Source organism: Pseudomonas sp. MSSRFD41 (genome assembly GCF_014230245.1).
Classification (GTDB): Bacteria; Pseudomonadota; Gammaproteobacteria; order Pseudomonadales; family Pseudomonadaceae; genus Aquipseudomonas; species Aquipseudomonas piscis.
Genome location: NZ_JACKZK010000003.1, coordinates 151077 through 171216, shown reverse-complemented (window position 1 = coordinate 171216; position 20140 = coordinate 151077). Strand labels below are relative to the sequence as shown.

Genomic DNA, 20140 nt, shown 5'->3' with positions numbered 1-20140 from the left:
CCTTCAGCCTTTGCCCCGACCGGCCACCCGGCCCGCCCGCAGGAAATCCCCCCAGCGCCTTACCAGGTAGTTGTGCTCGTCCATCACCGAGTTCCACACGGCGATATGCCCCATGCGCTGCGGGTAGGAACCGCCATCGCGGGTTTCGCCAATATCGATCAGCGGTTCGCCGTCGCTGCCCGGCAACTCTTCCCGGGCCGGTTTGCCGGCATACCAGTAATCCCATTCGGCGCTGCTCAAGTGATCGCGGGTGCGCGCCGGGTTACCGATGTAGTAGCCCTGGCGAGCCATTACCGCACCGGGCCAGCCCGACAGCCACCAGTTGAGGTAGGCATAGGCCGCGTCCAGCACCGCACCCTTGGCATGGCGCGACAACGACAGGCCACCGAACCAGGCTCGGTAGCCCTCCTTCGGCACCGCCAGGCGGTATTTGACCCCGGCCCGGTGCAGGCGCATCAGGGTTGGCGACCACAGGCTCTGGATATCGATGCACGGCCTGAGCATCAGTTGCGCGGCCTCTTCATCGTCGGACCAGAACGCCGCGAAGTGCCCTTCGCGCTGCTTGCGCACCAGGATCTGCGCCAGCCGGTCGATCTCTTCGATGCTCAGGTTCCCGATGTCCTTGAAGGACTCCAGGCCACAGCCCTGCACCGCCAAGGCGGCATCCAGGGCACCAATCGCCGCATCGCTCTGCAAGGCGATGCGTCCGCTCCAGGCCGGCTCCAGCAGCCAGCCCCAGCTCTCATTGACGCTGGAAAAACCCGCCGGCAGGCGCTCCGGGCGGTAGGCGAAACTGTCGGCGTTGTGGGTCAGCGGCAGCATGCTGATGCGGTCGCTGACCGTGCTGCCCAGGCTACCATCGCGTTGCACATAGAGCCGTTCGCTGGGCACGCTGCCGCTGCCCAGGCGGTCATCCGGCGACAGGCGCCCGCGCTTGGGCAGGTCGTTGATCTCGTGCCACAGGGCAATGCGCCGGGTGTCGATGGGCTGGATTGCCTGGGCCGGCCAGACGAAATCGACGTTGTGAAACCACTGGTCATAGAGGTCGTAACTGTCCGGCTGCATCACCGCGATGCGCTGGGCCTGTTCCACATCGTGCACCTGATACACCAGGCGAATGCCCAGGTCCTGCTCGGCGCGCACCCGCAAGGACTCGAGCAGGGTCACCGAGGTGCCCAGTACCCGCAGGGTAACCGGTTGCGTCGCCGCCATCAGGCACACTCCCCGACGACCGGGGCGAAGCTGCGGGCGAACACCTCGAAGGAGCGGCGCAGTTGTTCAGGCTCAAGCCCGCGCAGAATAAACACCAGCCGCGAGCGATGATCGGCACTGGGCCAACGGGGCAGATGCACGGGAGCGTGCAGGCAATGCTGCACGCCATGAATGACGATGGGAGCCTGGCTGGCGCTGATGTTGAGCAATCCTTTCACCCGTAGAATTCGTTCGCCGTGGCATCTTAGCAGCATCGACAACCAGACCCCGAAGCCCACCCAGTCCAGCGGCTGCTCGAATTCCAGACTGCACACTTGCGCCTCGCCATGCTGCGGCGCAGCGGCTTTCAGTGGCCGCTGCAACTGCCAGCGAGCCACTTCCCGCTCCGCCGTCGCGCCACGCAGGCCCTCCTCCAGCAACAGCTGATCGCCCCCCTGGATCGCCTGGGTCAGCAGCACTGGTGCCCCGGGATTGAGACGCTGCAAATGCTCGCGCAAGGCTGCCTGGATCGCCTCGTTGACACAGTCGGTCTTGCTCAGCAGCAAGCGATCCGCGGCCGCCACCTGGGCCAGCCACTCCGGATGCAGGCGCTCCTGCAGCGCCGCGTGGCTGGCATCCACCAAGGTGACCAGCAGGCCGATATGTACCCGCCCACGCAACTGCGGATCATTGTTCACCGTGGCCAGGATCGGCGCCGGGTCGGCCAGCCCGGTAGTCTCCAGCAACACCCGGCGAAAGGCCGGGATCTCGCCCCGGCTGCGCCGCGCCAGGAGCCCCAGCAACGCTTCCTTCAGCTCGCCGCGAATCGAGCAGCAGACACAGCCGCTGGGTAGCAGCACGGTGTCCGGCGCCACCTGTTCCACCAGCAGGTGATCGATGCCGACATCGCCGAACTCGTTGATCAGCAACGCCGTGTCCCCCAGGCTCTGGCCCTGCAGCAGACGATTGAGCAAGGTGGTCTTGCCGCTGCCGAGAAACCCGGTGATGACGTTCAAGGGCATACTCATGGCTGTTGCTCCAGGTGCTTGAGGACCACAGGATCAAGAGGATCCAGAGGCCGGCCGAGCATGGACTCGGCCAGGCTCCACAGTTGCTCCAGGCCGCTGGCCAGTTCCTGGCGACCGGTGGCCCCCAACAGCAGATAGGCCGAGCCCTGGAAGTCTTCGACCTTGAGCCGGAACGGCGCCAGAATCCGGTTGATCGCGGCGATTCTGCGCAAGCGCTCGCGGCGCCGGGGCAGCCTGTCCCCCAGCGGATCGCTCCAATGCACGTCTTCGCCCAGCAGCCCGCATAATCCGCACATGCTCAACCCTCCTTCATGGCATGACATCCCCGGAGTTCGGGCCCAGGGTCTGGCCGACAAACAGGTTGCCCCCCGGCTCGCTGGCCAGCAGCACCGCAGTGGGCGCCACTTCATCCGCCAGGCCGAAACGGCCCAGGGGCAGCTCGGCGGCCTTGGCGATTTTCCAGGCGCTGCTGATGCCGGACACCAATGGCGTCTCGATCGGCCCCGGGGCGATGGCGTTGACCAGTACATTGTCCTTGGCCACCTCCAGGGCCAGGGACTTGGTGAAGCCAATGACCCCGGCCTTGGCCGCGGCGTAGTGAGTCAGCTCGGCCCCCCCCTTGATCCCCAGTTGCGAGGCGACGTTGATGATCCGCCCCCAGCGCTGTGCCAGCATATGGGGCAAGGCCCGCTGGCTGGCTACGAAGACGCTGGTGAGATCGACCCGCAGCATGTCGTTCCACATCTCGACGGAGAGCTCGACACAGCGCGCCTGGGTCAACATGCCCGCGTTGTTCACCAGGATATCGATACCGCCGAAATGTTCGACACAGGCATCGACCCCAGCCTGGGCACCTTCGACGCTGCCGACATCGGCCACGCACTCGAAGACTTCGGCCCCCAATTCGCGACAGGCCCGGGCACTCTCGGCCAGGCGTACCGGATCACGGTCGGCCAGCAGCAGGCGGGCGCCGGCCGTAGCGTAAGCCCGGGCGATAGCGGCACCGATACCACTGCCGGCGCCGGTGATCACGGCGCGACGGTTGTGCAGGTATTGCATGGGACTTTCTCCTGAAAAGGTGTGCGGTTCGCCGATAAGCCGGCTGGCCAAGACGTTCACTCCGGCCAGCGCACCGTCAGGCCGCCATCGACGACGATGCTCTGCCCGGTCAGGTAGCTGGACTCGTCGCTGGTAAGAAAGCGCACCAGGGACGCCACCTCGTCGGCCCGCCCGACCCGCCCCAGGGGAATGGCCCGGGCCGCCTTGGCCAATCCTTCCGGGCCCAGGGAGTTCTGGCTGTCGAGGGACTGCGGGGTTTCGATCAGCCCCGGGATCACCGCATTGCAGCGAATGCCCCTGGCCGCCAGCTCCACCGCCAGCGAACGGCACAACCCCGGCACCCCGGCCTTGGCCGCAGCATAGTGAGCATGGTCCTGCCAGCCGTAGACGCCGCCGGCGATGGAGGAAATCGCCACCAGGGCGCCGCCCTCGCCCATGTGCTTCACCGCCGAGCGGAAGGTACGCATGACCCCGGTCAGGTCCACATCGAGCATGGCGTTCCAGGCCTCATCGGTCATTTCCAGCAAGGGTGCGCGGCGCAGCAGGCCGGCATTGGCCACCACATAGTCGAGGCGGCCAAAGTGCGCCACGGCCTGTTCCGCCAGGGCGTCCACCGACGCACCGTCGGTCACGTCCAGCGGCAGCATCAGGCAACGCCCACCCGCCTCGGCCACAAGATCGCGGGTGGTTTGCGGGTCATGGGGGTCGGCGGGGAAATACCCGCCCACCACCGCCACACCGGTCCGGGCGTAGGCCACGGCCAGGGCCTGGCCGATGCCGCTGGCGGCACCGGTGATCAAGGCGACTTTCGCAGTCATGGATAATTTTCCTTATTGAACGGATTCAGGACGCACATGGCGCGCGGCGAACATCAGCGCACCGGAGAGGAAGCAAGGCAGCGCGCCGAAATACAGCGCCGAGGTCTGCCAGTCGCCACCGGCCGATAGCACCTGGGTGGCGCCGAAGCCCGCCACCACCGCGCCGATAGGACCCATGGCATGGATGATCGCGCCACCGGTGGCACGGATGCTGGTGGGGAAGCTCTCGCTGATAAAGAACAGCGCCGCCGAGTACGGGCCGATCAGGAAGAACAGCCCCAGGCTGTAGAGGCCCACCACCATCGGCAGATTGCTCGGGCCGTAGAGCATGCCGGCGAACGACAGGCCGCCGAGCATCCAGCCCAGGCCGATGACATTGCGCCGGCCGATCTTGTCACCCATCCAGCCATGGCTCAGGTAGCCGCAATACCCCACAAGGTTGGACAGCACCAGGATGATCAGCGAGTTCTCGAAAGAGATGTGATGCACGCTGACGATCACCGACGTGCCAAGCACGCTGAACACCTGGATCGCCGCCCAGTTGAGCAGGATCGCCGCGCCGATCACCAGGGTCACGCGCCGCGCCGGGCCACGAAAGGCCGCGGCCAGGCCGGCCTTGCTGTGCTCGTCGTAGTCCACGCCGTAGGTCAGCGCCACCGCCCGGGCCTCGCTCACCGAACCGCTTTTGCGCAACTGGCTGATGCGCTGATGGATCTGGAACTGCGGGCTCTCCTTGAGCTTGCGCGCCAGCACCGCAATGACGATCGCCGGGATCGCGGCGAAGATGAAGCAGCCCTGCCAGCCGATGATCGGCAGCAGTACTGCGGTCAGCCCGGCCGCGATCAACGCCCCCACTGGCCAGCCGCCCTGCACCAGGCTGTAGATGAAGCCCCGGCGCTTGGCCAATTGCGGGTCGTCGGAAGCTGCGTACAGCTCGCTGAGGTAGGTGGCGTTCACCGTTTCCTCGGCATAGCCCAAGCCGCCCAGGGAGCGGATCAGGATCAGCGGCGACTTGCCCCAGGCGCCGCCGACGGCGGTCAGCGCCGAGCAGATGGCCGAGCCGCTGACGGTGAAAATGATGCCCATGCGCCGGCCCAACTGGTCCACCAGCGGTCCGATGGCCAGGGCCACCACTGCGGTGCCCACCGCCACCCAGGTGGCGATCTCGGCCTGCTCGACCTCGCCCCAGCCGAAGTGCCGGCCAATCTCCGGCAGCAGGGTGCCAAACAGAATGAAGTCGTACACCGCGAAGACCCAGGCGAAGAAGGCGATCCAGGTGGCGAAACGCACTTGGGCCGGGGTCAGCTGCTGGGGTTTCCAGCCCGTCAGGTCGAGCTTGTTATAGATAGACATCAATCACGCCTCGATGAAGTGGCCGGGATCAGCGGTTGCGCGGGTGGCGGCGGATAAAGTCGTCGGCGATCTCGTCGAAGGTGACGAAGCGCACGCCGGCATGGCCCTGGATGTGTTCGATCAAGCGCTCGAGCATCAGCAGCACTTGCGGACGGCCGGAGACGTCGGGGTGGATAGTCATGGTGAACACCGCGTGCTCGTGCTCGCGGTAGACCCAGTCGAACTGGTCGCGCCACATTTCTTCCAGGTGCCGCGGATTGACGAAGCCATGGCTGTTGGGCGCTTTCTTGATGAACATCATGGGCGGCAGGTCGTCCAGGTACCAGTTGGCCGGGATCTCCACCAGGTCGGTTTCCTGGCCGCGCACCAGGGGTTTCATCCAGGTGTCGGGATGCTGGCTGTAGTCGATCTTGGTCCAGCTGTCGCCGACCCGCACGTAGTAGGGATGGAAGTCGTTGTGCATCAGGCTGTGGTCGTACTTGATGCCCTTCTTCAGCAGCAGCTCGTTGGTCACCTTGCTGAACTCCCACCAGGGCGCCACGTAGCCGGTGGGGCGCTTGCCAGTGACCCGGGTGATCAGCTCGATGGACTTGTCGAGGACGATCTCCTCCTGCTCCGGGGTCATGGCGATGGGGTTTTCGTGGCTGTAGCCGTGCACGCCGATCTCATGGCCAGCCTCGGCCACGGCCTTCATCTGCTCGGGAAAGGTCTCCATGGAGTGGCCGGGAATGAACCACGTGGTGCGCAGGCCATAACGCTCGAACAGCTTGAGCAGGCGCGGCGCGCCGACCTCGCCGGCGAACAGGCCGCGGGAGATATCGTCCGGCGAATCCTCGCCGCCATAGGAGCCGAGCCAGCCGGCCACCGCGTCCACATCGACACCAAATGCACAGAGAATTTCTTTAGCCATCAGCGGCCTCCAGTGATTGCTTGTTGTTTTGTTGGAAAAAGTCGTCGGGGCTAGCGCGGCAGCGCCGCCTCCAGCGCCAGGGCAGCGTTCAGCAACTGCCGGTCATGGCCCTGGGGCAGGCTCAGCAACAGCCCGGTGGGCAGGCCCTGGGCATCGCGGCCACTGGGCAGGGCCACTGCGGGCATGTCGAGGAAACTGCCGGGCATGGTCAGGCGCAGGGTCGCCAGGTTGGTCCGGAAAAAGAGTTCATCGTCCTGTTCAAGGGGCGCCAGGGGCGGCGCCACATGGGCCACGGTGGGGGTGATCAGCACCGCGCCGTCCAGTTCGTCCTGCATCTGTTGTTGCAACTGGCGCCGCATCTGGTACAGCCGCAACAGCTGGCTGGCAGGCATCTGCCGGGCGCTTTCCAGGCGCCGGCGCACTCGCGGATCAAGCTGCTCGGCGTACTCGCTGTCGAGCAAGGGCTGGTGCAGAGCGAAGGCTTCGGCGGCGCCGAGCCAACCCTGTTCCTGGATCAGTTGCAGGGTGGCTTGCAGGCTGTGCAACGGCCGTTGCTCCACCAGCGCTCCAGCCTGTCGCAGGCTTTCGATGACCACCAGCAAGTTGGCCCGCACCGCGCTCTGGATACGGCTGTCGTCGAGCACTTGCAGATCGACCCAGAAGCGTTGCCCGGCCAGGCGGCGGGGCGTCGGCAATGGCCGGGGATCGCCACCGTGCAACAGCCCGTCGATCAACCAGGCATCGCGCACGCTGCGGGTCAGCGGTCCAAGGCTGTCGAGGCTTTCAGCCAGGGGAAACACCCCCTCGCGGTCATAGCGCCGAGACGTCGCACGATAGCCCACCAGGCCGTTGAAGGCCGCGGGAATGCGGATCGAACCGGCAGTGTCGGTGCCCATGGCGATCGGCACGATCCCAGCGGCCACTGCCACCGCCGAGCCTGCCGAGGAGCCGCCGGGAATACGTGGCTGGGCATCGCTGTGGGGGTTGATCGGGGTGCCGAAGTGCGGGTTCAGGCCAAGCCCGGAATAGGCGAACTCGCTGAGGTTGGTCTTGCCCAGGCTGACCAGCCCGGCCCGGCACAACTGCCGCACGCTGGGCGCATCCACCTGGGCCAGCGGTGCATTGCGACGTACCTGGGCGGCGGCAGTGGTGATGCTGCCGGCCACGTCGAACAGGTCTTTCCAGGCCAGGGGCACGCCGTCCAGCAGGCTCAGCGGCTGGCCGTCCCGCCACCGGGCGGCAGCTGCCTCGGCCTCGCGCCGGGCCCGGGTCGGGCACAGGGAAATGAACACATGGGGCGTCGCCTCGGCCAAGACCAGCGCCTGCTCCAGGACCTGGACCGGATCGGTACGGCCCGAGGCAAAGGCTTGCGCCATGGCCGTGGCGTCGTTCAGCGAATCAGGGTGCATGGTTCACTCCGCAAAGTCATAAAACGTACTTAATTTTAAAATGTACATTTTATTGAAGGCAGATTCCGTGCCATCTCAAGACGAGCAGAGCACCGACAGCAAGCGGGAAAACCTGGAAATTGGCCTGGAATACCGAGACAGAGCGGGTTGATGGTAGAGGCTGTCCGGCGACCGACGGAGAAAATCCTCGGCAAAGGTTCCTCCGCTCAAATAATGTACTTTTTATTAAAAGGTACATTTTTGTGCAGAACGGTAACAACCCGTCCAGGGCCGCCCCCGGACGGGGCAGCAAAACGTGGCACTCAGTGACACTTGGCAACTGTGAGAGAATCCCTGGCCACCGCGCCCCGGCAACAGGCGCGCCACCCACCGGCAACAGCCCCAAGAGGAATCGATGAAAGCAGTGTCAGCAGAGGATCCGCGCACCGCATCGCGCTACGCCATGATCCGTCAGGTCTTGCGCGACGCCATCCTCCAGGGTACCGCCCTGCAGGGCCTGGTGTTGCTGGAAGCGCCGCTGGCGGAACTGTTCGGCACTAGCCGGGTGCCCGTGCGCAAAGCCCTCGACCTGCTGCACGGCGAAGGCCTGATCAGCCGATTTGATGGCCGCGGTTACCTGATCAACCCCCAGGGCCTGGAGATCGAACCTCTACGCTTGCCCCTGAGCCATGCCCACCTGGGGCTGGCCAGCGACGAGGAACTGGTGGATACCCGGCCCCTGGGAGAACGGATCTACGAAGAACTGGGCAGCGCCCTCTCCACCTGCATCGCCTTCGGCCATTTTCGCCTCGACGAACAGGCCGCCGCCGAGCACTACGGTGTCAGCCGCGCGGTGGTCCGCGAAGCGCTGATGCGCCTGCGCGATCGCGGCCTGGTGGAAAAGGAACCCTATTCCCAATGGCTGGCTGGGCCCCTGACCGCCCGGGAAGTCACCGAAGACTACGAACTGCGTGCCTGCCTGGAGCCCGAGGCCCTGCGCCAGAGCGCCCCCGGCCTGGACCGCGAACGCCTGGAACAGATGCTGGAACGGCTGACCCAGGCCCAGCAGGCCGAGCACTGCGGCCTGGAGGCTCTGGAACGCCTGGAAGAAGACCTGCACCAGCAGTGCCTGGGCGGCTTGCAGAACCGTAAGATGGCGGCGCTGATCCGTCAGGCCCAGAGCCCGATGATCATCAATCGAATCTTCTACCGCTTGCTGGGCATCGGTGCCGACCCGGCGATGCTCGCCGAGCACCGGCTGATCCTCGAACTGCTGTTGCACGGCGCCTTCGACGCCGCAGCCCTGAACCTTCGAGAACATCTGCAACGCGCCCGCCAGCGCATGCTGCAGCGCCTCAAAGTGCTGTCGGTTCTCCCGGAACCGGAACTGCCGGGCTTCCTCAGCAAGATCAGCTAGTCCTATAGCCGCTGTCGAGCTTGCAAGGCTGCGCAAAGGTCCGCAGGCGCTGGCTTGGCAATCTACAGCCAGACCTTGCGCGCCTTCGGGGCGTGCGCAGCTTCGCGGGGCTCAGCGGCGGCAACAGGTCATCGGTTCAGGCGAACCAGGCTGAGGTCGGGGGTGCTGGTGCGTCGCTGGCTCAGGTAGCGGGTGCAGCTGACCCGCAGGAAGGAGGCGAAGTTCACCACCTCGCCACGGTAGTCCATGACCTCGTCGTACAACTTGGCGATCAGCTGGTTGGTGGTCATGCCATCGACCTCGGCAATCTCCGCGAGGATGTCCCAGAACTGGTTTTCCAAACGCAGGGTGGTGACCACGCCCCGAATGCGCAGCGAGCGCGAACGCGATTCATAGAGGATCGGGTCGGCCTTGACGTACAGCTCGCACATGGCGTGGTCCTCGCCTACAGGCTGATCCGGGTGCCCAGCAAGCCGAGGAAGCCGGCCAGCCAACTGGGATGGGCCGGCCAGGCCGGGGCGGTCGCCAGGTTGCCCTGGACATGGCCTTCGGTCACCGGAATATCGATATAGGTGCCGCCGGCCAGGCGCACTTCCGGGGCGCAGGCTGGATAGGCGCTGCACTCACGGCCTTCCAGGACCCCGGCGGCGGCCAGCAGTTGCGCACCGTGGCACACCGCGGCAATCGGCTTGCCGGCCCGGTCGAATTCCTTGACCAGTTGCAGCACCTGTTCGTTCAGGCGCAGGTATTCCGGGGCGCGACCGCCGGGGATCAGCAGCGCGTCGTAGTCGCTGGACCGCACCTTGGCGAAGTCGAAGTTCAGGGCGAACAGATGGCCCGGCTTTTCGCTGTAGGTCTGGTCGCCCTCGAAGTCGTGGATGGCGGTGCGCACGGTCTGCCCGGCGCTCTTGTCCGGGCACACGGCGTGCACCGTGTGCCCGACCATCAGCAGGGCCTGGAACGGCACCATCGCTTCGTAGTCTTCGACGTAGTCGCCAACCAGCATGAGGATCTTTTTCGCGGCCATGGAGTGGACTCCTTTCAAGGAAACACGTGGACAGAAGAAGTACTCAAGGTAGTCGCAATCGGCCGGGCCGGGTAATAGCCAGGTACTACAGCTGCAAGCCACAAGCGGCAAGTTCGAAGCTTATCCCGCGAGGTAGCCGTCGGCCTTGAGCAGGGTTTCCAGGCAGTGTTCGCTGATGCGGTAGAAGGCCTTGAGTTCGTCGATCCGCGCCAGCAACTGGGTCGGGTCCTGGGGCTCGGCCCGCTTGACCGCAAGGATCATCTTGTTCTTGTTGGTGTGCTCCAGGGAGATGAACTCGAAGACCTTGGTTTCGTAACCACAGGCTTCGAGGAACAGCGCCCGCAGGCTGTCGGTGACCATCTCCGCCTGCTGCCCCAGGTGCAGGCCGTATTGCAGCATCGGCTTGAGCAACGCCGGGCTCTGGATCTGCTGGCGGATCTGCTTGTGGCAGCACGGCGAGCACATGATGATCGCCGCCCCGGAGCGGATGCCGGTGTGGATCGCGTAGTCGGTGGCGATGTCGCAGGCATGCAGGGCGATCATCACTTCCAGTTCGCTGGGGGCCACGCTGCGCACGTCACCGCACTTGAACACCAGGCCGGGATGCTCCAGGCGCGCGGCGGCGGCGTTGCACAGGGTCACCATGTCCTCGCGCAGCTCGACCCCGGTGACCTCGCCCTGGGCCTTGAGGGTATTGCGCAGGTAGTCGTGGATGGCGAAGGTCAGGTAGCCCTTGCCTGAGCCGAAGTCCGCCACCCGCACCGGCTGCGCCAGGTCGATCGGCGAGCTGCCCAGGGCATGGCTGAAGACTTCGATGAACTTGTTGATCTGCTTCCACTTGCGCGACATCGCCGGAATCAGCTCGTGCTGCTGGTTGGTCACGCCCAGGTCGGCGAGGAACGGCCGGTCCAGGTCGAGGAAGCGGTTCTTCTCGCGGTTGTGCGCGGCGGACGGCGCATCGCGCTGGGTTTGCGGCTTGCCCTTGGACAGCGAACTCTTGCCCTTCTTGCTGTACTCCAGCTGGACCTCGTCGGACAGGGTCAGCAAATGGGCGTTCTTGAACGAAGCCGGGAGCAGCTCGGCGATGGTGGCAATGCCTTCGTCCAGGGAGAAGTTCTTGGTGATATCGCGGGTCTTGTAGCGATAGACGAAGGACAGGCACGGCTGCTCCTTGACCGTCAGTTGCTTGATGATCAGCCGTTGCAGGTCCGCCTCGGCGCCCACGTGCTTGGCCAGTACCAGCTTGATGAAGGCGTTTTGCGCCAGGCTGGTCTCCAGCAATTGCAGGAACTGGGCATGGTGGTCCGGCGCGGGCCGGGCGGAAGGTGCGGTGACGGACATGGGGCTGGAGCCTCGGGCGGTGCGGGGTGCGAATCGGTAAATGGCGGGTATTTTAGGGGGGATGGGCCGTCGGGGCACGGAGTTATTGACCCGACGGCGCAGATTATTCAGCAACCGAGCCCGCCGAGGCTCAGTTGAGCACCACCAGGCGGTTGGGCAGCTCGTTGCGCGATTGGGTCAGGGGCACGTGCTCCTTGAGCAGCTCGCCGCTGGACTCGATGCAGTCGAGAAAGCCCTGCAAGGTCTGGCCCTGCTTCACCTGCTGGGTAAAGGCCTGGACGATCGCGTTCCAGCGCTTGTTGTCCAGGCGCCTGGAGATGCCCTCGTCCACCAGGATCTCCACGTAGCGCTCGGCCTCGCTGACGAAGATCAACACCCCGGTACCGCCCAGGGTGTGGTGCAGGTTCTGCTCGAGGAACTGGCGGCGGGCCAGGTTCGAGGCCCGCCAGTGCCGCACCGAGCGCGGGATCAGCCGGGTGGTGATCCGCGGCAGGCGGAACACCAGGCACAGCACGATGAAGGTCGCCCATTGCACCAGCAGCAACAGGTGCATGTTCAGCCAGCCGGTGGCGTAGTGCACCAGGCCCGGCACCACCAGCGCCAGCAGGCTGGCCCAGAGCAGCGGGATATAGGCGTAGTCGTCGGCCCGCGCGGCCAGCACCGTCACCAGCTCGGCGTCGGTCTGCTGTTCCACCCGGGCGATGGCTTCGGCCACCTGGCGTTGTTCGTATTCACTCAGTAGTGCCATGTCGTTGGATATCCGTTGTTTTTATTGAATTACCAGCTACCGGACGAACCGCCGCCGCCAAAACTGCCGCCGCCACCGCTGAAACCACCGCCGCCGCTGGAACCGCCACCGAAACCACCGCCGCCAAAACCACCGGAGCCCCCGCGACCACCGCCGCTGGGCAGGATACCGAGCATCTGCGCGACCATCATGCTGAGGATGAACAGCAATACCAGGAAGATGAACAACAGCGGATGGCGCTCGACGAAGTCGCCCTGTTCTTGCCCCTGGGCATTGCCATAGGCCGTGGCCGGTTCGTCCAGCGGCGTGCCGCCCAGCACCAGCAACATGGCCGAGACGCCATCGTCGATACCCTTGCTGAACTGACCGCTCTTGAACGCCGGGACCATCACCTGGTTGATGATCACCGAGGCCTGGGCATCGGTCAGACGATCCTCCAAGCCGTACCCCACTTCGATACGCAACTTGTGTTCATCGCGAGCGACGATCAGCAGCGCGCCATTGTTCTTGTCCTTCTGGCCGATCCCCCAGTGGCGCCCTAACCGGTAACCGAAGTCCTCGATGCTGGCGCCCTGCAGGTTGGCCAGAGTCACGACCACCACTTGCTCGCCGGTCGCCTGCTCATGGGCCTGGAGTTCATCGCTCAAGCGGGCCCGGGTCGCAGGCTCGATCAACTGCGCATCGTCCACTACCCGGCCACTCAGTGCCGGGAACTTCAGCTCGGCCTGAACCGTGGCCGCAAAGACCCAGAACAGCAGCACCAGGCCGATTTTATAGAGTCGCATCAATATCCGCCCTCAATGACTTCTCGCTTGCACTACCAATTGGCGGACGCCCCGCCACCGCCAAAACCGCCACCGCCGCCTCTGGAGCCGTCCGAATCCGAGCTGGAACTGCTGGACTCGAACCAGTCGAATGAGCCGCTGCTCGAACTGCTGTCGCGCTCGGCCGTGACCACCACCCTGCCGGGCAGCTTTGGGAACAGGCTCTCAAGCGGCACCGCTGTCGCCGTGACCGGTACGGGCTTGACCTGGACAGCGGGCTGCGGCGAACGCAACGGCACCCCATCCGTGGGTGCGGGCCCAGACGGCGCCACTCACCCGCCATGACGACAGCAGCGCGCTTCGCAGCACGCGCTGCCAGAGACTCATCAGAACTTCACTTGCGGGGCCTTGTCGGCGTCGGGGCTGGTGGCCTCGAACGACTCGCGCACCGGCAGGTCGCTGTACATCAGGCTGTGCCACAGGCGACCGGGGAAGGTGCGGATCTCGGTGTTGTACTTCTGCACCGCCAGGATAAAGTCACGCCGGGCCACGGCGATGCGGTTCTCGGTGCCCTCGAGCTGGGATTGCAGGGCCAGGAAGTTCTGGTTGGCCTTGAGATCCGGATAGCGCTCGGACACCACCATCAGGCGGCTCAAGGCGCCGCTGAGCTGGTCCTGGGCCTGCTGGAACCGCTTGAGCTGCTCCGGGTTGTCCAGGGTCTTGGCGTCCACTTGGATCGAGGTCGCCTTGGCCCGCGCCTCGATCACCGCGGTCAGGGTTTCCTGCTCGTGCTTGGCGTAGCCCTTGACGGTCTCCACCAGGTTGGGGATCAGGTCGGCACGGCGCTGGTACTGGTTCTGCACCTGGCCCCAATCGGCCTTGACCTGCTCGTCGAGGGTCGGGATGTTGTTGATGCCGCAGCCGCTGAGCAGGCTGGTAAGCAGCAACAGGACAGCGACAGGCCAGCTCGAACGCAGGCTTTGGGTGATGTTCATGGGTGGGGCTCCTTGCACAACCTGGTTGAAGAGAACTTTTGCCCGTTCTTGCGGCCCTGGCAGAGCAAAATCTGCCCACGCCACTGGAATGCATCGGGCTGATGGGCTAAAAGATGCCCAGCGCGAAAAAGAGTTCAGAAGTGTGCGGGAATTATCTGAACAACAATAGCCGCTCCCTAAATTTTGGCTGTTCGGCGCGTCACTCATGCGTCGGTCTTGAGCCCTTGAGAACAAATTCATGAAGAAGCTGTGTTTGCTGGGGCTGCTGGTCAGCCTGGCCAGTCACCCTGTATTGGCCGACTCTGCCCCGGTCCCCTTGGAGAACAAGGAAGCCTTTATCACCGATCTGCTCAAGCGGATGACCCTGCAGGAAAAGATCGGCCAGTTGCGCCTGATCAGCATCGGCCCGGAAATGCCCCGGGAACTGATCCGAAAGGAGATCGCCGCCGGTAACATCGGTGCCACCTTCAACTCCATCTCGCGTCCGGAAAACCGGCCGATGCAGGACGCGGCCATGCGCAGCCGCCTGAAGATCCCGATGTTCTTCGCCTATGACGTGATCCATGGCCACCGGACCATCTTCCCCATCAGCCTGGCCCTGGCCTCCAGCTGGGACATGGACGCCATCGGCCGCTCCGGGCGCATCGCCGCCCAGGAAGCCAGCGCCGACAGCCTGGACATCACCTTCGCACCGATGGTCGACATCTCCCGCGATGCTCGCTGGGGCCGGACCTCCGAAGGCTTCGGCGAAGACACCTACCTGGTCTCGCGAATCGCCAAGGTCATGGTCAACGCCTACCAGGGCAAGAGCCCGGCGGCACCCGACAGCATCATGGCCAGCGTCAAGCACTTCGCCCTGTACGGTGCGGTGGAAGGCGGTCGCGACTACAACATCGTCGACATGAGCCCGGTGAAGATGTACCAGGACTACCTGCCACCCTACCGCGCGGCGATCGACGCCGGGGCCGGCGGGGTGATGGTGGCCCTGAACTCGATCAATGGCGTGCCCGCCACCTCCAACACCTGGTTGATGAACGACCTGTTGCGCAAGGAGTGGGGCTTCAAGGGCCTGGCGGTGAGCGACCACGGCGCGATCATCGAACTGATCCGCCATGGCGTCGCCAAGGACGGCCGCGAGGCCGCCAAGCTGGCGATCAAGGCCGGCATCGACATGAGCATGAACGACTCGCTGTACGGCAAGGAATTGCCCGGGCTGCTCAAGTCCGGCGAGATCGAAGAGAAGGACATCGACAACGCCGTGCGTGAAGTCCTGGGGGCCAAGTACGACATGGGCCTGTTCAAGGATCCGTACCTGCGCATCGGCAAGGCCGAGGACGACCCGGCCGACACCAACGCCGAGAGCCGCCTGCACCGCAGCGACGCCCGGGATATCGCCCGGCGCAGCCTGGTATTGCTGAAGAACCAGAACGACACCCTGCCGCTGAAAAAGACCGCGAAGATTGCCGTGGTCGGCCCATTGGCCAAGGCACCGATCGACATGATGGGCAGTTGGGCCGCCGCTGGCGTGCCGGCACAATCGGTGACCCTCTACGACGGCATGCGCAATGTGCTGGGCGACCAGGCCCGGCTGGTCTACGCCCGGGGCTCGAACATCACCGACGACAAGAAGGTGGTGGACTACCTGAACTTCCTCAACTTCGACGCCCCGGAAGTGGTGGACGACCCACGCCCGGCGCAACAGATGATCGACGAGGCCGTGAAGGCGGCCCAGGCCTCGGACGTGATCGTCGCCGCCGTGGGCGAATCGCGGGGCATGTCCCATGAATCCTCGAGCCGCACCGAGCTGAACATCCCGGCCAACCAGCGAGCGCTGATCAAGGCCCTCAAGGCCACCGGCAAGCCGCTGGTGCTGGTATTGATGAATGGCCGGCCGCTGACCCTGCTGGAGGAAAACCAGCAGGCCGACGCGATCCTGGAAACCTGGTTCAGCGGCACCGAGGGCGGCAACGCCATCGCCGACGTGTTGTTCGGCGACTACAACCCCTCGGGCAAGCTGCCGATCACCTTCCCGCGTTCCGTGGGCCAGATCCCGACCTACTACAACCACCTGACCATCGGCCGGCCGTTCACCCCCGGCAAGCCGGGCAACTACACCTCCCAGTACTTCGACGACATCACCGGCCCGCTGTTCCCGTTCGGCTATGGCTTGAGCTACACCCGCTTCAGCCTGTCGGACATGGCCCTGTCCTCCACCACCCTGCACAAGGGCGGCAAGCTGGAGGCCAGCGTGACCTTGAAGAACACCGGCAAGCGCGATGGCGAGACCGTGGTGCAGTTGTATATCCAGGATGTGGCCGGCTCGATCATTCGTCCGATCAAGGAGCTGAAGAACTTCCAGAAGGTCATGCTCAAGGCCGGCGAAGAGAAGGTCATCCGCTTCGACATCAGCGAGGACGACCTGAAGTTCTACAACGCCCAGCTCAAGTACGCCGCCGAACCAGGCGACTTCAACGTACAGATCGGCCTGGACTCCCGGGACGTCCAGCAACAGAGCTTCGAACTGCTCTGATCCCCCTCACCGGCTGGCGCATGACCTGCGCCGGCCGACTCCTTCCGCAATCCCCTGTAATCCCCGCAATCGCTACGGTATCTACAGTCAGCCGTATCAGCCGTGACGGTCAGTCGCGACGATCCAGCAGGTTGACCACCAGGCGATCGACCCAGCCCCAGATCCGCTGCTTGATCCGGCGCCACAGGGGGCGATTGCGCCACACCGCCAGGCTGACCTCCTCGCTCTGGGCAAAGTCCCTCTCGAAACTCGCCACCACGGCGGCGGTCAGCGCCGGGTCCAGGGCCTCCAGGTTGGCTTCCAGGTTGAAGCGCAGGTTCCAGTGGTCGAAGTTGCAGGAACCGACGCTCACCCAATCGTCCACCAGCACCATCTTCAGGTGCAGGAAACAGGGCTGGTACTCGAAGATCCGCACTCCGGCCTTGAGCAGGCGCGGATAGTAGCGGTGCCCGGCATAGCGCACCGCCGGATGGTCGGTACGGGGCCCGGTCAGCAGCAGGCGCACATCCAGGCCCCGGGCCGCCGCCTTGCGCAGCGAGCGGCGCACCGACCACGTGGGCAGGAAGTACGGCGTGGCCAGCCAGACGCGCCGCTGGCCACTGTGCAGGGCGCGGATCAACGAATGCAGGATGTCGCGATGCTGGCGGGCATCGGCATAGGCCACCCGGCCCATGCCCTCGCCGCTATCGGGCAGGCGCGGCAAGCGTTGCAGGCCGAAGTCGACGGTGGGTTTCCAGGCTCCACGATGCGGGTTGGCATCCCATTGGCGGTCGAACAGCACCTGCCAGTCAGCCACCATCGGACCACTGATCTGCACCATCACCTCGTGCCAGTCGCAACTGTTGAGCTCCGGCAGCCAGAATTCGTCAGTGACCCCGGTCCCCCCCACCACCGCCAGGCAACGGTCCACCAACAACAGCTTGCGATGATCACGATAGAGGTTGAGCCAGCCCTGGCGCCACTGCAGGCGGTTGTACAGGCGCAGCTCGACGCCGGCGTCGGTCAAGCTGCGGCGCAGGACCGGGGTGAAGGCCAGGCTGCCATAGTCGTCGAACAGGCAGCGCACCCGCACGCCGCGCTCGGCGGCCTGGACCAGGGCCTGGACCATGGCTTGCGCGCAAGAGCCGGCCTCCACCAGGTACAGCTCCAGCTCTACCTGCCGCTGGGCGCGAGCGATGGCCACCAGCATGCGCGGGAAGAACTCGGGCCCGTCGACCAGTAACTCGAAGCGGTTGCCTTCACGCCAGGGAAAAACCGCTGCGCGCATTTCAGCGCGCCGTGAAGATCAGTACCGCACCTACCGGTACCGAGAAACTGATGGCCGACAACCCGGCGACCTTGCGCAGGCTGTCCAGGCCCGGCGCCAGGTTGAAATCCTCGGCGTTGAGGACCAGGGGCTCCAGGGTCACCACCTGGAAACGCCGCTCGTCCAGGCGCGTGGCCAGCAACTCGGCGTTGTAGGTGTGCTGCTGGCCGTGCAGGCTCACCGTGACCGGCAGCAGCAGTTCGATCTGTGCGCCATTGGCCAGGTCGTTGATGGGCCGCAGGTTGATCTGCGCCGTGACCTGGGCTTCGGGAAACTGCTGGACCTGGAACAGCTCCTGGCGCATGCGTTCGTCACGCAGGGGAATGCCGCTGCTGACCGAATCCAGCTCCAGCTGCAACTGGGCCAGTCCCTTGCCATCGACCTTGCCGTGCAGCACCAGGAAGCGCTGGACCTCGGAAATGCTGGCGTTCTTGGTGGTCACGAAGGAAATACGCGAGGACTCGTTGTCCAGGTACCAGTTGGCCTGGGCCGGAAGGGCCAGCACTGCCAGCAGGCTGAGAAGAAGGCGGATCGAGGTAGGCATGCAAGCTCCCATGAACAGAAGGCGCCACCTTAACCGGCTGCCAGGAGGCTGGCAAACCTCCCGGCGATCGCTTGCCCGCCCTCCCTGAATGACCGCCCCCGGCGCTAGAAGCGGTAGGTGTAGTTGAAGAAGAAGCGCTCCGAGCGGTGGCTGACGATGCCCGCCGGCCCCCTGGAGATGCTCCGGCGCAGGACATCATCAGGCTCGCCCCGGGTACGAAAGCGAGTAGGCAGCCAGGCCAGTTCCAGCCGATTCGTTGCGCGGGCCGGAATCCTCGATACGGCTCAGGTTGAGGCTCAAGCCCCCTCGCTCATACCCCAGGTCCTGGCCCAGGACCGCTGCCGGCAGGATCCGGGTAAAGCGGTCGTCGGTGTACAGCTCGAGCTGGAGGCTCTTTTTCCCCACTCCGCCACTCAGGGTCCAGCCTTCGTCGACCCAGCGCCCACGCACATACAACTCCAGGGGCTTGGCGATACCGTGGGGGCTTTGCACGCTGCGGTCGGTCCGCAGGTTGCCGATGCTGTCGGCCTTGCTTGCCACATGCAGGGCATCGGCCAGGCCATAGCCGTAATCCAGCCCCAGCACATCGCGGTACCAGGCGGAGCTGAAGTTGAACTGCGCGGCCTGGACCCATTCATCCCGGGTCGGGCCGACATCGCCGTTGGCATTTTCTTTCCAGTAGGACTGGCCGTAGCGCAAGGACAGCCGACTGTCCTGGATAAAGCCCTCAGCCCCCGCCTCGCTCCCCAACAGCCAGCACAACACACCCGCCAGACAACGCTGCTGCGCACGCATGGGATCACCTGTTCTTATGCTTGGAATGGGTGTCATGGCCATCGCCAAGATGGCCTGGCCGCTATTGTCGGGGTCGCCAGGCAAAGGACAACGATCATTGATTCCGCAGGATGGAACCCATGGGCAGCGGATGAGATCAGGCGAGGTGTTTCTGCAACTGCATGACGGTTTCGGCCAGCAACGCCAGGTGCCGGTGGCGTACCTGCTCCACAAAGGACAGATCCTGCGGCCAATGCAGGGCAATGCTGCCCACCACCCGGCCCTCGACCTGCAGCGGCAGGGCCACGGCGCGAATCAGGAACGGCAGGCGCATCGGGTACTCCCAATAACCCTCGGTACGCTGGCTGAACCCCAGCTGTTGGAACTGCAGGCCGGAGTGTTGCCAGGTCTCGAGCGACACGGCCTCTCGCACAGCCAGGCGCTCGACTTCTTCCCAAGGCAAGGCCCCTAGGCAGGCCTTGCCCATGGCCGAATGAAACAGGCTGGCGTGCTGGCCGACCACGCGGCTGCTACCGCTGGGATAGCGCTTGCGCAAGACCTCGGGCACCACGCTCTCCAGGACCTCCAGGTGCTCGCCGTCGAAACTCGACAGGTCGCTGACCAGTCCGGTGCGGGCGCTCAGTTCCAGCAGCCAGGGCCCGGCGCGCTCGGCCAGTTGGCGCTTGGAGCGCTGCCGGCTGTCACCGAACAGGCTGCGGGCACTCAGGCAATAGCGTCGGTCGCTCAGGCCACGGTAGATCCAGCCTTGCTCTTGCAGGGTCAGCAACAGGCGCGACACCGTGGCCTTGGGCAGGCCGGTCAGGTAGTGCAACTCTTCAAGGCCCAGGGCCTGGTGCAGGCCAAGCAGTTCGACGATGGCCAGGGCCCGCTCCACTGAACGCACGCCTGCGCTTTCTACCTTGCTGGCCATGTCCCGGACTCCCTGC

20 protein-coding genes are annotated in these 20140 nt (G+C 65.0%); 2 read left to right on the top strand and 18 right to left on the bottom strand.

Annotated elements, in window-relative coordinates; all coding sequences use genetic code 11:
- Positions 1–3: 3 nt before the first annotated feature.
- Genes H7A76_RS07650 through H7A76_RS07615 form a run of 8 tightly spaced genes read right to left on the bottom strand, consistent with a single transcriptional unit; the run spans position 4 to position 7768 of the window.
- A complete protein-coding gene (locus H7A76_RS07650) occupies positions 4–1212 on the bottom strand; it encodes a PotD/PotF family extracellular solute-binding protein (protein WP_185697942.1) in 1209 nt (402 codons plus the stop codon).
- The gene (locus H7A76_RS07645) at positions 1212–2219 is read right to left on the bottom strand and encodes a CobW family GTP-binding protein (protein ID WP_185697941.1); all 1008 of its coding nucleotides are present in this window, start codon (positions 2217–2219) and stop codon (positions 1212–1214) included. The genes H7A76_RS07650 and H7A76_RS07645 overlap by 1 nt, the downstream gene beginning before the upstream one ends.
- Positions 2216–2515, bottom strand: coding sequence for a hypothetical protein (locus H7A76_RS07640; protein WP_185697940.1), 300 nt, complete (start codon positions 2513–2515; stop codon positions 2216–2218). Before H7A76_RS07640 ends, H7A76_RS07645 begins: the two co-directional genes overlap by 4 nt.
- Before the next feature lie 13 nt (positions 2516–2528).
- A complete protein-coding gene (locus H7A76_RS07635) occupies positions 2529–3278 on the bottom strand; it encodes an SDR family NAD(P)-dependent oxidoreductase (RefSeq protein WP_185697939.1) in 750 nt (249 codons plus the stop codon).
- Positions 3279–3334: 56 nt separating this feature from the next.
- Positions 3335–4096: an SDR family NAD(P)-dependent oxidoreductase gene (locus tag H7A76_RS07630; RefSeq protein WP_185697938.1), complete on the bottom strand. Its 762-nt coding sequence runs from the start codon at positions 4094–4096 to the stop codon at positions 3335–3337.
- A gap of 12 nt (positions 4097–4108) precedes the next feature.
- On the bottom strand, positions 4109–5449 hold the full coding sequence (locus H7A76_RS07625) for an MFS transporter (RefSeq protein ID WP_185697937.1): 1341 nt from the start codon (positions 5447–5449) through the stop codon (positions 4109–4111).
- A gap of 28 nt (positions 5450–5477) precedes the next feature.
- Complete coding sequence (locus tag H7A76_RS07620) at positions 5478–6359, bottom strand: polysaccharide deacetylase family protein (RefSeq protein WP_185697936.1); 882 nt, start codon at positions 6357–6359, stop codon at positions 5478–5480.
- A gap of 50 nt (positions 6360–6409) precedes the next feature.
- Entirely contained in the window at positions 6410–7768 is a 1359-nt protein-coding gene (locus H7A76_RS07615; RefSeq protein WP_185697935.1) for an amidase, read from the bottom strand.
- Positions 7769–8162: 394 nt separating this feature from the next.
- On the opposite strand from H7A76_RS07615, the gene H7A76_RS07610 reads away from it, so the two are divergent.
- Complete coding sequence (locus H7A76_RS07610; RefSeq protein ID WP_185697934.1) at positions 8163–9164, top strand: GntR family transcriptional regulator; 1002 nt, start codon at positions 8163–8165, stop codon at positions 9162–9164.
- 128 nt (positions 9165–9292) lie between these two features.
- Here the strand turns inward: H7A76_RS07610 and H7A76_RS07605 are convergent, their stop codons facing one another.
- The 6 genes from H7A76_RS07605 to H7A76_RS07580 form a co-directional block, all read right to left on the bottom strand.
- The gene (locus H7A76_RS07605; RefSeq protein ID WP_185697933.1) at positions 9293–9595 is read right to left on the bottom strand and encodes a ribbon-helix-helix domain-containing protein; all 303 of its coding nucleotides are present in this window, start codon (positions 9593–9595) and stop codon (positions 9293–9295) included.
- A gap of 14 nt (positions 9596–9609) precedes the next feature.
- Positions 9610–10191 (bottom strand): DJ-1/PfpI family protein, encoded by a 582-nt coding sequence (locus H7A76_RS07600; RefSeq protein ID WP_185697932.1) that lies wholly within the window; start codon positions 10189–10191, stop codon positions 9610–9612.
- A 120-nt stretch (positions 10192–10311) separates the two neighbouring features.
- Positions 10312–11532 (bottom strand): class I SAM-dependent methyltransferase, encoded by a 1221-nt coding sequence (locus tag H7A76_RS07595; protein ID WP_185697931.1) that lies wholly within the window; start codon positions 11530–11532, stop codon positions 10312–10314.
- A 130-nt stretch (positions 11533–11662) separates the two neighbouring features.
- Positions 11663–12280, bottom strand: coding sequence for a TPM domain-containing protein (locus tag H7A76_RS07590; protein ID WP_185697930.1), 618 nt, complete (start codon positions 12278–12280; stop codon positions 11663–11665).
- A 29-nt stretch (positions 12281–12309) separates the two neighbouring features.
- Positions 12310–13065, bottom strand: coding sequence for a TPM domain-containing protein (locus H7A76_RS07585; protein ID WP_185697929.1), 756 nt, complete (start codon positions 13063–13065; stop codon positions 12310–12312).
- A 365-nt stretch (positions 13066–13430) separates the two neighbouring features.
- Positions 13431–14039, bottom strand: coding sequence for a LemA family protein (locus H7A76_RS07580; RefSeq protein WP_185697928.1), 609 nt, complete (start codon positions 14037–14039; stop codon positions 13431–13433).
- A 238-nt stretch (positions 14040–14277) separates the two neighbouring features.
- On the opposite strand from H7A76_RS07580, the gene bglX reads away from it, so the two are divergent.
- Positions 14278–16569, top strand: a complete 2292-nt coding sequence (bglX, locus tag H7A76_RS07575) for a beta-glucosidase BglX (protein ID WP_185697927.1) — start codon at positions 14278–14280, stop codon at positions 16567–16569.
- Positions 16570–16678: 109 nt separating this feature from the next.
- Here the strand turns inward: bglX and H7A76_RS07570 are convergent, their stop codons facing one another.
- The 4 genes from H7A76_RS07570 to H7A76_RS07555 form a co-directional block, all read right to left on the bottom strand.
- Positions 16679–17836: a phosphatidylserine/phosphatidylglycerophosphate/cardiolipin synthase family protein gene (locus H7A76_RS07570; RefSeq protein WP_185697926.1), complete on the bottom strand. Its 1158-nt coding sequence runs from the start codon at positions 17834–17836 to the stop codon at positions 16679–16681.
- Position 17837: 1 nt separating this feature from the next.
- Positions 17838–18419, bottom strand: a complete 582-nt coding sequence (locus H7A76_RS07565) for a YceI family protein (protein ID WP_185697925.1) — start codon at positions 18417–18419, stop codon at positions 17838–17840.
- A gap of 198 nt (positions 18420–18617) precedes the next feature.
- Complete coding sequence (locus tag H7A76_RS07560) at positions 18618–19214, bottom strand: hypothetical protein (protein WP_260497929.1); 597 nt, start codon at positions 19212–19214, stop codon at positions 18618–18620.
- Positions 19215–19350: 136 nt separating this feature from the next.
- Complete coding sequence (locus H7A76_RS07555; RefSeq protein ID WP_185697924.1) at positions 19351–20124, bottom strand: IclR family transcriptional regulator; 774 nt, start codon at positions 20122–20124, stop codon at positions 19351–19353.
- Between the last annotated feature and the right edge of the window lie 16 nt (positions 20125–20140).

Coding starts and splice junctions, on each gene's coding strand:
- H7A76_RS07650 (WP_185697942.1), bottom strand. CDS start 1,212: ATGGCGGCGACGCAACCGGTTACCCTGCGGGTACTGGGCACCTCGGTG.
- H7A76_RS07645 (WP_185697941.1), bottom strand. CDS start 2,219: ATGAGTATGCCCTTGAACGTCATCACCGGGTTTCTCGGCAGCGGCAAG.
- H7A76_RS07640 (WP_185697940.1), bottom strand. CDS start 2,515: ATGTGCGGATTATGCGGGCTGCTGGGCGAAGACGTGCATTGGAGCGAT.
- H7A76_RS07635 (WP_185697939.1), bottom strand. CDS start 3,278: ATGCAATACCTGCACAACCGTCGCGCCGTGATCACCGGCGCCGGCAGT.
- H7A76_RS07630 (WP_185697938.1), bottom strand. CDS start 4,096: ATGACTGCGAAAGTCGCCTTGATCACCGGTGCCGCCAGCGGCATCGGC.
- H7A76_RS07625 (WP_185697937.1), bottom strand. CDS start 5,449: ATGTCTATCTATAACAAGCTCGACCTGACGGGCTGGAAACCCCAGCAG.
- H7A76_RS07620 (WP_185697936.1), bottom strand. CDS start 6,359: ATGGCTAAAGAAATTCTCTGTGCATTTGGTGTCGATGTGGACGCGGTG.
- H7A76_RS07615 (WP_185697935.1), bottom strand. CDS start 7,768: ATGCACCCTGATTCGCTGAACGACGCCACGGCCATGGCGCAAGCCTTT.
- H7A76_RS07610 (WP_185697934.1), top strand. CDS start 8,163: ATGAAAGCAGTGTCAGCAGAGGATCCGCGCACCGCATCGCGCTACGCC.
- H7A76_RS07605 (WP_185697933.1), bottom strand. CDS start 9,595: ATGTGCGAGCTGTACGTCAAGGCCGACCCGATCCTCTATGAATCGCGT.
- H7A76_RS07600 (WP_185697932.1), bottom strand. CDS start 10,191: ATGGCCGCGAAAAAGATCCTCATGCTGGTTGGCGACTACGTCGAAGAC.
- H7A76_RS07595 (WP_185697931.1), bottom strand. CDS start 11,532: ATGTCCGTCACCGCACCTTCCGCCCGGCCCGCGCCGGACCACCATGCC.
- H7A76_RS07590 (WP_185697930.1), bottom strand. CDS start 12,280: ATGGCACTACTGAGTGAATACGAACAACGCCAGGTGGCCGAAGCCATC.
- H7A76_RS07585 (WP_185697929.1), bottom strand. CDS start 13,065: ATGCGACTCTATAAAATCGGCCTGGTGCTGCTGTTCTGGGTCTTTGCG.
- H7A76_RS07580 (WP_185697928.1), bottom strand. CDS start 14,039: ATGAACATCACCCAAAGCCTGCGTTCGAGCTGGCCTGTCGCTGTCCTG.
- bglX (WP_185697927.1), top strand. CDS start 14,278: ATGAAGAAGCTGTGTTTGCTGGGGCTGCTGGTCAGCCTGGCCAGTCAC.
- H7A76_RS07570 (WP_185697926.1), bottom strand. CDS start 17,836: ATGCGCGCAGCGGTTTTTCCCTGGCGTGAAGGCAACCGCTTCGAGTTA.
- H7A76_RS07565 (WP_185697925.1), bottom strand. CDS start 18,419: ATGCCTACCTCGATCCGCCTTCTTCTCAGCCTGCTGGCAGTGCTGGCC.
- H7A76_RS07560 (WP_260497929.1), bottom strand. CDS start 19,214: ATGCGTGCGCAGCAGCGTTGTCTGGCGGGTGTGTTGTGCTGGCTGTTG.
- H7A76_RS07555 (WP_185697924.1), bottom strand. CDS start 20,124: ATGGCCAGCAAGGTAGAAAGCGCAGGCGTGCGTTCAGTGGAGCGGGCC.